This is a genomic window from Prevotella herbatica, assembly GCF_017347605.1.
In the GTDB taxonomy this organism is placed as follows: domain Bacteria; phylum Bacteroidota; class Bacteroidia; order Bacteroidales; family Bacteroidaceae; genus Prevotella; species Prevotella herbatica.
The window spans coordinates 1,624,468-1,640,319 of record NZ_AP024484.1 but is presented as its reverse complement, the minus strand read 5'-3'; the positions used below and the strand labels follow the sequence as shown (position 1 = coordinate 1,640,319).

Genomic DNA, 15,852 nt, shown 5'->3' with positions numbered 1-15,852 from the left:
ATGAAAACAAAAAACATATTCTCTATTGCACTGGCTGCTTCACTGACTATCGTCTGTATTCCGCAAGCCAAGACAATTGATAAGAAAGCCATACTTCAGAGACTTTCATTGACCGACAAAGCCCACTTCGTCATTGGAACGGGTATGGCTGGCATGAACGGGAACAATGCTGTCATTGGAGCCACAAAGTCGTTGGTACCTGGAGCAGCCGGAACAACTTACCCACTCGATTCACTTGGGATTCCATCTATAGTGCTGGCTGACGGCCCAGCGGGCCTCCGTATCGACGCACATCGCGCTGGGGACACCGCAACCTATTATTGCACTCACTTCCCAATCGGTACATTATTGGCATCAACATGGAACCAACAGTTGGTGGAAGAAGTAGGAAAAGCCATAGGAAACGAGGCCAAAGAGTATGGGACCGACGTTCTGTTGGCGCCTGCTGTCAATATTCATCGCAACCCATTAAACGGACGTAACTTTGAATACTATAGTGAAGACCCACTTGTAGCTGGTAAGACAGCAGCAGCATATATACGGGGTGTTCAAAGCAATGGTGTAGGAACAAGTATCAAACACTTTGCCTTCAACAACCAAGAAACCAACCGCATGAACACCGATGCACGGATTTCACAACGTGCAATCAGGGAAATCTATCTTAAACCCTTTGAGATTGCCATCAAAGAAGCCAATCCTTGGACAGTGATGTCATCTTACAACAAAATTAACGGCACATATACTTCAGAAAGCAAAGACTTGCTCACCACTATTCTTCGCGATGAATGGGGCTACAAAGGTACCGTGATGACCGACTGGTTTGGCGGCAAGGACGGGGCAACCCAAGTATGGGCAGGCAACGATATGCTACAACCTGGAAAGGCAGAACAGTTCACTTCTATCGTTGAAAGCGTGAAGAACGGGAAATTAGAAAAGGGTGATCTTGACCGCAATATAACACGAATTTTGAATCTCATTGAGAAGACACCACGCTACCAGGGCTATCATTACAGCAACAAACCTGATCTTAAAGCACACGCAGCCGTAACCAGACAGAGTGCCACAGAAGGTATGGTATTGCTCAAAAACAATGGTGCGTTACCCCTTCGAACCAAGGCTTCCAACACGCAGATTGCCCTATATGGCTGCACAAGCTACGATTTCATAGCCGGAGGTACGGGCTCCGGCAATGTGAATCATGCCTATATAGTGTCTCTCCTAGAGGGGTTGAAAAATGCCGGCTATCGTGTTGATAGCCAACTACAAAAGGCATACACCCAATATATTTCCGACTGTAAGGCTGCCGAGAAAGCACACATGGAAGAGGCTATGAAGAAAGACAAACAGACTGCCATGCTTGCAATGTTCCTTCCTTCGCCCCGTCCTATCGAGATGAATATCACACCCGAGCAACTAAATAAGCAAGCTAAGACCGCCCAGATAGCCATAATCACATTAGGACGCATCAGCGGTGAGTTCCTCGACCGTAAGCAAGCAGACTTCAATCTAACCAAAGAAGAGAATCAACTCATCAGCAATGTGTGTAAAGCCTATCATAAGGTTGGCAAAAAAGTCATCGTACTGTTAAATGTCGGTGGAGCCATTGAAACTGCGTCATGGAAAGCAATGCCCGATGCAATTCTTTGTGCTTGGCAGGCTGGACAGGAAGGAGGCAACTCCGTTGCTGACGTAATAAGCGGTAAAACATCACCTTCTGGAAAGCTCACAATGACTTGGCCTATCAACTTTGCTGACGCTTATTCCTCAAAAAACTTTCCTATTGACAAGATGCCCGACCTGAATATGACTAACCAAGGTAAGGCTGGAAACAACGAAAAAAACGTAGACTACACCAACTATGAGGAAGATATTTACGTGGGTTATCGCTATTTTGACAGTTTTAACAAGCAGGTTTCTTATCCTTTTGGCTATGGACTCAGCTACACACAGTTCTACTATTCTAATGCTAAAGTAAACAATAATGGTGATATAATTACCGTTACTGTAAATGTAAAGAATATCGGAAAGACAACAGGAAAAGAGGTTGTCGAGCTCTATGAAGCTGCTCCCAACAGTAAAAAATTCAATAAACCAACTAAAGAGCTAAAGGCTTTTGCCAAGACAAAGGCCTTGAAACCCGGTGAAACAGAAGTTGTTACACTCACAGTCAAAACGTCTGATTTAGCTTCATTTAATGAAGCAGCATCAGCATGGAAAATAGATGCAGGAATATATCAGCTGCTCATCGGTAATTCATCACGTGACATAAGAGCTACCCTTTCAACTTCCGTGAAAGCACAAGAGACCTCGGTCCATAATGTACTTGCCCCTCAAGAACCTCTTAATCTGCTGCATCGCTAATCCATAATTATGAAGTATAAAAGAAGAATAACTATTACAAGAATCTATAAGCAATGAACAAAAAACTAATATTCACAGCCGCACTTGCCCTGATGATAGGGGCAAGCAGCATGGCGCAAGAGAAACTTTTCAATGGTATCAATATCCAATCACCAGTCAAAAACGCTGACGAGACCGTCACTTTTAACCTCTATGCCCCACAAGCGCAGAAGGTAAGCGTGAGCGGAGACTTCCTTCCTACGGTCAAGATACAAACCGCTAGCGGTGAATATGATGCCCCTGGAAGTGCTCAACTCGTGAGAAATGAAAAAGGACTGTGGAGTTTTACCACTCCCGCTCTGCCTTCAGAACTCTATTCCTACACATTCAATGTTGATGGTCTTAACATCAACGACCCTGCCAACATATATATGAACCGCGACATCGCCACCTACAGCAATATATTCATCACCACTAAACACAAGGGTGACAAGGGTGACCTTTACAGCGTCAACGAAGTTCCTCACGGTGATTTAGCTAAAGTTTGGTATCCTAGTCCAACGTTGAAGATGAACCGTCGCATGACAGTTTACACGCCAGCAGGCTATGACAAAGGAAAAGCTTATCCTGTACTTTATTTACTACATGGTGCCGGTGGCGATGAAAACGCTTGGAGCGAACTAGGACGTGCTGCACAAATCATGGATAACCTGATAGCAACCGGCAAAGCTAAGCCAATGATTGTAGTCATGCCTAACGGTAATCCTAACTGCCAAGCAGCCCCAGGTGAATGGTCATTTGGTATGTATACACCATCATTCATGGGCAACACGGGCCCCAAGACTCCCGCTGCAACAAGTATGGAAGAAAGTTTTATGGATATCGTGAAATATGTGGATAGTCACTATAAGACTATCAAGAATCGTGAAGGACGTGCCGTCTGCGGTCTCTCTATGGGTGGTGGACACACCTTTAACATCAGCCGTCTCTATCCGAACGACTTCAACTACTATGGGCTTTTCTCTGCAGGCTTACACTTAGGTAAGAACATCAATTTGAAAGATCCTTCAATCTACAATCAGATGAAGGCCGACAAGGTATTTCAAGAGCAAATGAAAAAGCTCTTCAACAGCAACCCGAAACTCTATTGGATTGCTATCGGCAACTCCGATTTTCTCTATAAAGCCAACGCGGACTTGCGTAAGTTCCTTGACGAGAACCATTATCCATACGAATACATGGAGACCGATGGAGGGCACATCTGGCGCAACTGGAGAATCTATCTGACCACATTTGCACAAAAATTATTTAAGTAAAAACGGAAAATTGATTCTAGACAAACACGTATAGCGATGCTTAGAGCCACAAAGATGGACGAGCTGATGACTATACTTGAAGATTGCAGAAAGATAATAAAAGTGGGATATTAAATCCCACTTTTTTTCGTTAAGAATACACGTGTACTGTTCATAACAGCAAGCAATGCTACTCCACTGTCGGCAAATACAGCTTCCCATAGATTTGCCACGCCAAACACTCCAAGTATCATCACAATAAGTTTTACACCGATAGCAAGAATTATGTTCTGATAAACAATTCTTCGTGTTCGCTTACCTATTGCCACAGCCTCAGCAACCTTTCCTGGTTCGTCGGTCTGAATTACTACATCAGCAGTCTCAACAGCCATATCAGAGCCCATGGCTCCCATTGCCACGCCTACATCGCTAAGTGCCAATACTGGTGCATCGTTAATTCCATCACCAACAAAAGCCACTTTCTTTCCTTGTTCTTTAAGTGCAGAGATATGCGAAACCTTATCTTGTGGCAGTAGATCACCAAATCCTGTTACGTGCATCTTACCACCTTTGTTAAGGTCAGACACAAGCTTATCTATCAATGCCTGTTTGTCACCACTCAATATCTGCATCATCCCTATTCCCTGTCTTTTCAGTCTTAGTGGAAGATTTGCAGTATCACTTTTGGGAGTATCAGCAAGTAATATATACCCCTTAAATTGTCCTTCTTTGGCTACAGCAACGATTGTTTCGGGTATACTGTTCAGTGACTTATCATAGTCAACTCCGTTGTCACGTAGCAATTTCAGCGTTCCTATAAGCATATTACCATAAGCCACTCCTGCGCCAGGAATATTTCTAAGCAAAGAGTCATCTATAGACATGTTATCTTTACCAGCATATCGTGTTATTGCCGAAGCAATAGGATGACTGCTGAACGATTCTGCAGCAGCAACTACAGCCATATCATCTTCTGAAATACCAACAACCTGCTGCACTTTGAATTCGCCTGTTGTGAGAGTTCCTGTCTTATCGAATACCACGGCATCTAGATTTGCGATAGCATCAAGATAATTGCTTCCCTTGAAAAGTATTCCTCTTTTACTAGCCGCACCTATGCCACCGAAATATCCTAAAGGAATACTTATAACCAATGCACACGGACAACTGATAACAAGGAATACAAGCGCACGCTTAAACCACTCAGAGAACACGTAGTCATAGGCTGTACCAAAAGATATGAGCCAAGGAATAACAACAACGAGCACCGCAAGCAATATCACTACAGGAGTATATACATGCGCAAACTTATGGATGAATGTCTCTGTAGGAGATTTACGATTTGCAGCCTCCTCTACCATTGACAATATTCTACTTATAGCACTCTCGGCAGAAATACGTGTCACAGCTATACGTATCACGCTATCTGTAGCGATCATTCCTGCCATAACGTCCTTTCCCGTCTCAATAAGTCGTGGCACAGACTCACCTGTTAGCGCAGCAGTATTCATTGATGCAGCAGCAGTAACGAGTTTGCCATCCAAAGGTACACGCTCTCCTGGTCTCACCTCAATGATATCATCGATATTCACCTCTTCAGGCTTAACCTCTTGATACTCCTGTCCCACTACTTTTCTTGCCATATCCGGACGAAAAGCAACAAGACTCTTTATGTTGTCGCGAGCCTTATCAACAGCCTTATCCTGCAAAGCCTCGCCAATTGAGTAAAGCAACATCACAGCCACAGCCTCAGGATATTCGCCAAGAGCAAATGCTCCTATCGTGGCTACAGACATAAGCATAAACTCACTGAAGAAGTCGGTATCATCAACGATAGCTTCCCAAGCTTCTTTCATTACAGGGAGCCCTACTGGCATGAAAGCTATCACATACCATACAAGTTTGAATGTGTTGTTTTCAAACATATTCACCCCCTTAACATTAGCAATCATACCTACTATAAGCATAACAGCAGACATTATAATCTGCCAAAGTGCCATTCCCTCTTCTTCATGCTCATGACTATGCATATTTTTTTCTTCCATAATTAATCTTATTATTGTTTTCGAGGGCAAAGGTATGGAAAAGGAAATACAACCTGGTTGCAAAGTCACATTAGCCCACAAATAGTATCTTTGGCACTATTTTTGCTCATTAAAGTGAAGACACATAAAATATATAAGCTTATGTATAACAGTGAAATTAACAAGATGATCATGACTTCAATGAAGTCTGGTGAAAAAGAGAAGGCTGCAGTTTACCGCCTTCTTAAGAGTGAGTTTCTAAAGTTCACAACCGCGAAAAACGCAAAACCTCTAGACGATGCCGCAGAGATTCAGATTATACGCAAAATGGTGAAGGAACGCCAGGAAAGCGAAAAGATATATCTGACTAACAACCGCCAAGATCTTGCCGACAATGAAAAGGCTGAATACCTCATTTTAGAGACCCTGCTTCCTCAGGCTCCTTCAAATGACGAAATAGATGCTTTCATCAAATCTTCATATCCTGACGGAATTGAACAGAAGCAGATGGGTACTGTGATAAAGGAAGTAAAGGAGAAATGGAGTTCTGCTGACGGAAAGGTTGTTTCTGATCTTGTACGTTCACACATAACAAAATAATATTCTTATTTCATGGAGACATGAAAAAAATATGGGCTGGCATATTGTAATATGTCAGCCCATAATAGTTTTACGATTATAATATTATGAAGTCGAGAGAATGTACCTAAAACTAAAACTTAAACTTTTCTATCAAGGAACTCCAAAAGCCACATATTGAAATCAATGTCAGCAGATGTACCCTTTGAGTCATCCCCATTACTCGTTAAAAGTAGATTATCTTTATTCATAATTATTTGTTTTTTAAAATCAACTGCAAATATAACATTATTTACGAGATATCAAACACTTACTACCACTTGTTTTTTATAAAATATGTGCAATCGTTTACATAAAGAGTCAAAAACACACTAAATAAACAGTCATATTATGTTCTTCGCCAATTTAGGGAGTGATAAATAGATCCTTTAATTATCAGCTTTATTATATTTTGTGCTACGAGAAAACGGTCGTTATTGTTGTTTTCTTTTTCATGCCACACATTTTTTCTATTTATCACGCCCAAAAGTGAAAGAAAACAAGAGAAAAACGTCAATAAAATCAAGGTAATTAAAAGATCAATGATTAATAGATCGAGCGTAAAATTACTAACATCAAAGGCCATTAATCGACAAGTAATCTCCCCTGAATTGATAACGATTCCAAAAAAAAAAAAAAAAACCTACACTTCCTACATTTTTGGCTTAAGTATTTACTAGTAAGCAGTTTACACTATGTATATAAGTACCATTTCCTACATCTTTCCTACATGCTTCCTACATTATAAGCACGTATTTGTATATAAAACGATGGATTTTGATTAAACCGCAAGACGAAAGACGCTTTTTTATTACGCCACTACATCATGTTTTCAGCAATAAAGAAAATCACAATAAAGTCTCTCATAGGAATTACAAAAAAGGAGTTTCCGTTCTTTTTGTAAATAAAATTAGGCAACTAAAATGAGTTATAAAACATTTCGATATGTCAACCTTGTCAGTAAGAGATTTCAGAAACTATGATGATAATCCATAACAGTTTTAGAATATGTATAGTGATTCCGTAAATATAATCACAAATGATGATAATCAATTCCTATTATAGCCAAAATTATAAAGTACAGCAAAAATAAAATCACCTTTTTCGGTGCGCCTTTGAGTGATAAGGCCCTTATTACTCGGTAAAGCATGTAGGACAACAGAGTGATTAGGGCCTAATCACTCCGTTTAGTGTATAACAACGGGCATACCTACATCATCTAACGTATTGTATAACAATGCGTTTCGTCAAAACATGTAGGAAATCGCATTAAAAACTAAAAAAAAAAATTTTGGGAGATACAATATACTTTGGAGAAACCCTAAACAGAAGAAATTATGCATTAATTTGTTCTTTTTAAGATTTCCACAACAGGTATAACTACTATTGCTATTTCTGTATTTTTAATAAAATTTATATTCATAGCTCTTTTGTATACTGAAAATTATGAATATCTTTGTGCTCGATTTTAACTTGAATAAGTTAGTCGTACTTTTGTAAATTAATTTTAATAATGCTTTGCAATTATATGATTATCAAATACGATTATCTTTGCCCAGAGAGTATATTTCACTATAACAAGGATTAATACTCAATGCCCTAATACTATGTGAAAACCTTTTAATTCATAATATGGCGAATAACATATTCGGTATGGTCGGTGAAAATTTTCAAGCATTACGTTTCTGGTGCTATTAAAGCTACCTTGTTTTGGCTGCGAATAAAACATCAGATTTAAAATTATTTAAAGATAAAAGTAGCGTCTTTTGTATTATACAAAACGCAGAAACAATATGGATTGAAGTCTGAATTTGCGAATTCGTTTTCACTTCTCCAGCCAATTGAAAAACTTGACTGTAAAATTTAACCTATTAACTAACTTAAAGAAAATATGATGTATAGAAATCGAATGAAAGTAATCATGTGTTTATTGTGTATATGGGTGACAAATCTAAATTTGTTTGCCCAAAAGAAGGTGTTACCAAACGTAGCTTATCAAGATGGTAAAGTCCGAATTACAATAATCACTGAAGGAGTAGCACGTCTGGAGTACGTTCCTGATGGTAAATTTGTAGATAATAATTCGTTTATTGCAGTCAACCGTAACTATCCTAAGGTAGACTACAAATTGAAGAATAGTGGTAAAATGATAGAGATTTGTACGTCCAAAATGATTTTAAAATATAAAAAGAATACGGGCAAATTTACAGCAGACAATCTATCAATCACTTCTGTAAAGGGAAAAGGATTTGTACCTTTTGCCTGGAAACCGGGCTTGACGGACTACGGTAATCTGAAAGGAACTTATCGGACTTTGGACAGCTATAAAGGTAATCTGCATTTGGGGGATAACAAACCCATGCCCATTGAAGATGGCTTGCTCTCTACCAGTGGATGGAAATTGATTGACGATTCTAAAAGCTATCTGTTTGATCATAGCGACTGGCCTTGGGTTATGGAACGTCCAGAGAAGGGACAAACGCAAGACTGGTATTTTATGGCTTACGGTCATAATTATAAATCTGCTTTAAAAGATTTTACTCTATTCTCTGGCAAGGTACCATTGCCTCCTCGTTATGCTTTCGGTTACTGGTGGTCACGCTATTGGAGCTATTCTGATGATGAAATTCGAAGCCTAGTAAACAACTTTCATGCATATGATATTCCTTTGGATGTGCTTGTTGTTGATATGGATTGGCATTATACAGAACCCGGTAAAGGAGGATGGACTGGTTATACATGGAATCGGCGTTTATTCCCAGATCCAGATGGCTTTTTGAAATATATAAAGAACAATAATCTGAAGATAACATTAAATTTGCACCCTGCAGATGGTGTTGCTTCTTACGAAACTCATTTCCCAGAGATGGCTCAATGGATGGGTGTAGATACTACTAAGACAAAGGTGATTCCTTGGGAAGCATCTAATAAAAAATTTATGGAAGGGTGGTTTAATACTCAGCTTCGTCCTTTAGAAAAAGCAGGAGTCGATTTCTGGTGGCTTGACTGGCAACAATGGCCCAACGACAAAAAGTTTACAGACCTGAGTAATACATGGTGGCTAAATTATACTCTTTTCACAGATATGCAACGCAATCGTGATACTCGCCCCATGCTTTATCACCGTTGGGGAGGACTTGGTAACCATCGTTATCAGATAGGTTTCTCGGGAGATTCCTTTATCTCATGGGAGAGTCTTGATTACCAACCTTATTATAATATGACGGCTTCTAATGTGCTTTATGGTTATTGGAGTCATGATATAGGTGGTCATATGGGGGTTGACAATATTAATCCTGAACTGTATATTCGTTGGTTCCAGTTTGGAGCGTTGAGCCCTATTCTTCGTACTCATTCAACAAAAAATGCGGGACTAAATAAGGAACCTTGGGCTTTTGCTCAGCAATATATAGATATTATTCGCAATACTGTTCAGAAACGTTATGAAATGGTTCCTTATATCTATGCGATGGCTCGTAAAGATTATAATGATGCTATCTCACTTTGTCGCCCCATGTATTATGATTATCCGGAAAACAAAGAAGCCTATACTAATCGTAACGAATATATGTTTGGTGACAATGTATTGGTTTATCCAATTACATCACCTATGAAGAATGGTAAGTCTACTTTGAATGTATGGCTTCCAGCCGGTAACGATTGGTATGAATGGCATACAGGAACATTATTGAAAGGTGGACAGACAATAGAACGTACTTTCCGTTTAGACGAGTATCCTATTTATGTAAAAGCCGGTTCTGTTTTGCCATTCTATAATAAAGAAGTAAAAAATTTGAAAAGTAATGATGAAACGATTGAAGTAACGGTATTCCCTGGTATGAATGGTAGCTTCAATATGTATGAAGACAATGGTAACGATAAGAATTATGCCACTCAATATACAATAACAAAGTTGACGTCTGAGAAAGTTGGTAATACACTAACTGTCAATATTGGCGAGCGTAAGGGTCTTTATCCAGATATGCCTTCTAATCGTAATTTTAAGGTAAAAGTATTGGCTTCAGCGGTACCAGAAAAAGTAACGGTTGATGGAATGGAAATAAAACCGGTATATGATGGTAATGAATTGACACTTTCAATAGATATCCCTCAAAAGGATTGTAGCATCGCTAAGGTTATTAAGGTTACTTATCCTTCCGGAGCCTCAGATGTTACCGATGGATTGTTAGGGCAGATGCGTCATGTAAGGAATGCTGTTCTAAACTTGAAACGTCAGGATGCAGGAGTTGTTCTTAATGAAGGAATTGGTTCTATGGAATCTACTGGTATTGCTATCAGCTACTATCCTAATGAGTTTGAAAAACGTATAGAAACCTTCCGCAAGAACTTTGCCAATATGAGAGAATTATTAAAAGAACAAAAGACTGATGAGCAAAGAACTGAAGATTTCTTGAATATAGCAAAGTAAAGGAATTATTTAGTAACCATTTATATTTATAGTAAATTATATAGGTATGAATAAGAAGAGATAAATAAGAGTTGATCTGGTTCATCTGAAGAATAAAATTGCCAAGTGATATGCTGTAGCTTCGAAACTCATTCACAATTTAGCGGATAATGCTACTATCGAAATTCGATAGTAGCATTGTATAAATCCGTTTTTTCCAGCAGATTAATATCATGAACCGCAGAATACTTGCAGCCATACCATGCAGCTGTCTTCAGAATTTAGACAAGGAGCCAGCCTTCTTGGATTCTTTCAGGTAGTATTTCAAAACAACATAACCTAATGCCATCATGAGCAAGTCGTTGATAATTATGATGATATAGGCATTTACACTGATTGGGGCTTTTCCTCTTAAGAATAATTGGATAGTAGCATTAGCCTTAGCAAAGGGAAAGAGTATCGTCAATATCAGTTTCTTGTTTAAGAAAATAGCACCATAAGTAAGAATACCAAAAAGTATGGACGACACCATGCTATAGAAGTTTGAGATATTTTTGTATTTCAAGGCAAACGAGGCACAAGTAATGCCAATGCCGATAAGTGAGAATATTGCGATAAAGAGCAATGGCAAAACGTAAATCCATTGTAACATCATACTAAATTTCACATTTGGCACAAACAATAAACATAAAGATAAAGTAACCATTGATTCTATAATAGATAATATACTTACGGCAACTCCCTTTATTATTAGTAGGCTATAGAAGGAACGCGCATTAAGATATAACTGTTCCAAAGTACCTTGAGTGTTTTCCTTCATAATAGATTCTACAATGGCGATGAAACTATTATTGGTAATCAGCCAAATCATAAACGAGCTAACAAATATCGGCACATTTCCGGGATGTTTAGCGCAAAGAACATGGGATATGATTACGCTTAAAATTGCCCAGAAAAAGATATAAAATATAGTGTCAAACTTATATCGCAGTGCGATTTTGCATGTCTTCTCAAATTCTTGGAAGAATAAATTCAAATAGTATTTCATGGTTCTTTATTTAGATAGAAATTCGTAATGTTTTGATTCGCAGCCTCTACATAAACAATTTCGTGACCTGCATCATTCAATTTATGTATCTCTTCGCCTAATCGTAAAGATGAAACCGATATTTTGATGGTGCAATATTGGCCGCATGCGTCAACAATTTCTAAACCATCATCATTTATTTTATCAATATCCGGATGATTAATGCGTATGATAAAAGTGTCGTCACTTTCTCCAAATTCTTGTTTCTCAATCATCATACCACCTTGTAATTTGTATATCTGAGTAGCAGTATTTTCGATAAAACTAAAGTCATGGGAAGTGATGATAATAGATCTATTCGAAGTAAATTCAGGGCTTCTAAGGAATTTACTCAAGTTGATACTGCTCTCCATATCAAGTCCAAGAGTTGGCTCGTCTAAGAAAGTCACAGGAGTGTTCATACTCAATGCGCATACAACAGCAACTTTCTGCTGCATACCTCTCGAAAGATTTTCTACCATTTCGCTCTTTTTCTCATACAGATTGAGTTTCTGAAGCAGATTAAGACTATATTCCTTGATGGAGTCAAAAGGGATACCTCTCAATGTGGCGAAATATTTGATATTTTCTAGTGGCGTAAGTTTATAATATAAGTTTCTACTCCCTTCAGACAGCAGAGAAAAAGTCTGGCTTTTTTCCTTCTTTGTCATAGTTTTCAACTCTTTGCCACAATAAGCAACTTGTCCTTCTTCGAAGTTCAGCAGATCGGTAAATATCTTGATTAACGTCGTCTTCCCTGCCCCATTCGGTCCTAGAATAGCTGTCACACCATTGCCTAGTTCTAAATTTACATCTTTAAGGACATCAATAGCACCAGAGGAGGTTTTATAAGACTTCTTCAAGTGCTTAACAGTAAGTATATTTTCAAATTGTTCCATCAATTTTATATAGTAAAATCTTGAGTAGTATTTTCCTTTGAAGTTTTAAAATGCGCTTCTCATGATTACACACTCCAAATATCATGCAAACGTCTGCAAATTAGCATTCGTCACAATTCAATCGATTTGACTTTGTATGACTACAAAATAACAACAATTTGGTGAAATAAAATTCAGTTATGTTTTATTTAACATAGTTTTATCACAAAAAAAACAACAATTCACATCTTAATGCTTCTTATTATAAAGCAAAATATATTCTATAGGAAACATCAATATATATGAATAAGATGGACAAAACAGATTACTTTCGAGTCAACTCATTTATATAACAACAAAAACTGCCCCAAAGTATTCGCTTTGGAGCAGTTCGTATATTAAGAAATAGTATATCTTGTGCGTTGAGCTTTCAACAACAAGTTTACTTCTCCATTTTATATATTCATTTACAGAAATTCGTTATAAAGTAAAATATGCTTTTTTACTTTGTCGGTTTTGCTATACCGTCTTTTGTCGCACGTTCTTCCATACGTCCAATACGTGTAACTAAGTCAGGATGTGTAGAAAACAGTTGATTTATTTTGCTATTCTTTTCTGCGCCAGCCTTATCTTGTAACTCTTTCAACTTTTTGAAAGACAAAGCCATTGCCCAAGGATTTTTCCCTGATTTTTTTAGAAAGTCATAACCATAATCATCTGCGTTACGCTCTTGACTTTGAGAATAGGTAGAGTTTACTAGTGCTTCACCCAAATCACCTAATTGGGAATCAGTCAGTTTAGCCACTGTTCCACCTTGTGAAGCCGCTGCATCCTTCAATGCGGAAGTAAGTAAGGCTGTGCGGAAGGCTTTCTTTGAATCTTTATGTGCCACATGACCTATTTCATGACCTATAACTCCAAGCAATTCGTCATCTGTCATAATATCCATTAAAGAAGAAAATACCCTAACGCTGCCATCAGCACACGCAAATGCATTAATATCAGTAACGTAATACACCTTGAAATTCAATTTTAAACCTTCAACGTCTGTCAATCCCTGTGTCAGTTTATTCAGACGAATGGTATATTTGCTTTTTTCGTCACAAACCTTATTATGGCTATCCATCCAATCTATATACTCTTTTACATACGCTGCCATATCAGCATCTGAAATTGTAACAGCCTGTACAGCTTTTGATGCACCGCCAATTACTTTCTTAAAATTAAATTGTGCCGCAGCGGGCATTGAACTTGCTAAAAGTATTACTAAGGTAATACGCTTCATTAGTTTAAAATTCATCTTTTTATATATTAAACATTGATTAAATTTATAATAGTATTTCAAAACTTTTTATGAGAACTTGCTAACATTTTTACAAATTAAAATCCCCTCTCTTCACGGGAGGGGATTTCAAAAGGCGCACATTCACTTGTGCACTCATTTCCATTAGCCAATGCTAATTCGTATATCTTATTTATTTAACTTCCAAGTAACACCGTCTTTGGTGTCTTTAACTTCGAAACCTGCATTTGCAAGAGCATCACGTATCTGATCGCTAGTAGCCCAGTCCTTATCAGTCTTAGCCTTTGTGCGAAGCTGAAGAACCATGTCTACTACCTTTCCGTAAGCCTCTTCACGGGCATCATTATTTGCACCCTTTTCGCTCTTCAAACCTAACAAGTCGAAAGCGAAGATATGCATTACCTCTGAAAGTTCCTTCAGACAATCAGCACAAATCTGAGCTTTATGATCTAGTAAGGTATTTACTAGATGACATGCCTCAAACAGATAACTGATAACAAGCGGAGTCTGCAAATCATCATTCATAGCGTCATAGCAACGCTGACGTAATGCCTTGACAAACTTCTCTGTCTCTGCGTCACATTCTTTAGAAACCTGAATACGATCTATGTCTGAAATACCGTTCATAAGTCTCTCATAACCTTTCTGTGCAGCAATCAACGCCTCATTAGAGAAATCGACAGTGCCACGATAATGAGCAGAGAGAATGAAGAATCTTATAGTCATAGGAGTATAAGCCTGAGTCAGACTCTCATGCTTGCCAGTGAAGAACTGTTCCAGAGTGATGAAGTTACCAAGACTTTTTCCCATCTTCTGACCGTTTATGGTTATCATGTTGTTGTGCATCCAGTAGTGAACCATCTGATCACCCTGACTTGCCACAGCCTGTGCTATCTCACATTCGTGATGAGGGAAGACTAGATCCATGCCTCCACCATGAATATCGAAATGACTGCCTAAATATTTACGGCCCATAGCTGTGCACTCACAATGCCAACCAGGGAAGCCAACACTCCAAGGACTCGGCCAACGCATGATATGTTCAGGCTGAGCTTTCTTCCACAAAGCGAAGTCTACTTGATTATGCTTCTCGCTTACACCATTGAGTTCACGAGAATTATTTATCATATCGGTGAGGTTACGACCTGAAAGAATACCATACTTGTGATCTTTATCGTACTTCACAACGTCGAAATATACACTTCCATTACTCTCATAAGCATATCCGTTAGCAAGGATTTCCTTTACCAACTCTTCCTGTTCAATGATATGACCCGTAGCATGAGGTTCTATAGACGGTGGAAGCACATTCAGCGCCTCCATAGCATCATGATAGCGATTCGTGTAATACTGAGCTATCTCCATTGGTTCAAGCTGTTCAAGACGAGCTTTCTTCTCAATCTTGTCATCCCCCTCGTCAGCATCATGCTCAAGATGACCTACATCAGTGATATTACGAACATATCTCACCTTGTAACCTTGATGCTTAAGATAGCGGAACAAGATATCGAAAGTTATCGCAGGACGTGCATGTCCAAGATGTGCGTCACCATAAACAGTAGGCCCGCACACATACATACCAACATTAGGAGCATGCAACGGTTTAAACAACTCCTTATGTCGAGTAAGAGTATTATAGATTAAAAAATTCTGTTCCATAACATATTTATATTACTAATGTGATTGCAAAGTTAATGCAAAATAGGGTAAAATCAAAATATTTCCCTCGTTTCTTATCATTACTTTATTCCCTTTCTAAATTCAGTAGGTGTCATTCCAAATGCTTTTTGGAAACACTTTGAGAAATATCCCGTATTGGAGAAACTTACAATGAACATCACCTCTGACACAGAATATTTACCTTCACGAAGCAACAGTGCGGCTTTTTTCATTCTTATATCACGAATGTATTCAACAGGA

At 38.5% G+C, this 15,852-nt stretch carries 8 protein-coding genes and 2 pseudogenes; 4 read left to right on the top strand and 6 right to left on the bottom strand.

All coding sequences use genetic code 11. From position 1 onward, the window contains the following. Positions 1-2,361, top strand: a complete 2,361-nt coding sequence (locus prwr041_RS06175; protein ID WP_207155455.1) for a beta-glucosidase — start codon at positions 1-3, stop codon at positions 2,359-2,361. 53 nt (positions 2,362-2,414) lie between these two features. After that, a complete protein-coding gene (locus prwr041_RS06170) occupies positions 2,415-3,656 on the top strand; it encodes an esterase (RefSeq protein WP_237072317.1) in 1,242 nt (413 codons plus the stop codon). Positions 3,657-3,766: 110 nt separating this feature from the next. Here the strand turns inward: prwr041_RS06170 and prwr041_RS06165 are convergent. Further along, positions 3,767-5,687: pseudogene (locus tag prwr041_RS06165) on the bottom strand (heavy metal translocating P-type ATPase). A gap of 134 nt (positions 5,688-5,821) precedes the next feature. On the opposite strand from prwr041_RS06165, the gene prwr041_RS06160 reads away from it, so the two are divergent. Next, on the top strand, positions 5,822-6,259 hold the full coding sequence (locus prwr041_RS06160) for a GatB/YqeY domain-containing protein (RefSeq protein WP_207155453.1): 438 nt from the start codon (positions 5,822-5,824) through the stop codon (positions 6,257-6,259). A gap of 1,927 nt (positions 6,260-8,186) precedes the next feature. Continuing rightward, positions 8,187-10,706 carry a glycoside hydrolase family 31 protein gene (locus prwr041_RS06155; protein ID WP_237072316.1) on the top strand — a complete coding sequence of 840 codons (2,520 nt, stop codon included), beginning with the start codon at positions 8,187-8,189 and terminating at the stop codon, positions 10,704-10,706. Between the two features lie 253 nt (positions 10,707-10,959). Here prwr041_RS06155 and prwr041_RS06150 read toward each other — a convergent pair whose 3' ends face one another. From prwr041_RS06150 to prwr041_RS06130, 5 genes and pseudogenes are all read right to left on the bottom strand, one after another. Then, positions 10,960-11,556 carry an ABC transporter gene (locus prwr041_RS06150; RefSeq protein WP_237072315.1) on the bottom strand — a complete coding sequence of 199 codons (597 nt, stop codon included), beginning with the start codon at positions 11,554-11,556 and terminating at the stop codon, positions 10,960-10,962. 173 nt (positions 11,557-11,729) lie between these two features. Then, complete coding sequence (locus prwr041_RS06145) at positions 11,730-12,650, bottom strand: ATP-binding cassette domain-containing protein (RefSeq protein ID WP_207155451.1); 921 nt, start codon at positions 12,648-12,650, stop codon at positions 11,730-11,732. Between the two features lie 481 nt (positions 12,651-13,131). After that, positions 13,132-13,929 (bottom strand): M48 family metallopeptidase, encoded by a 798-nt coding sequence (locus prwr041_RS06140; protein WP_207155450.1) that lies wholly within the window; start codon positions 13,927-13,929, stop codon positions 13,132-13,134. A gap of 171 nt (positions 13,930-14,100) precedes the next feature. Continuing rightward, complete coding sequence (gene cysS, locus prwr041_RS06135) at positions 14,101-15,591, bottom strand: cysteine--tRNA ligase (protein ID WP_207155449.1); 1,491 nt, start codon at positions 15,589-15,591, stop codon at positions 14,101-14,103. Positions 15,592-15,671: 80 nt separating this feature from the next. After that, positions 15,672-15,851: pseudogene (locus prwr041_RS06130) on the bottom strand (helix-turn-helix domain-containing protein); the annotation flags it as partial. Position 15,852: the final 1 nt, after the last annotated feature.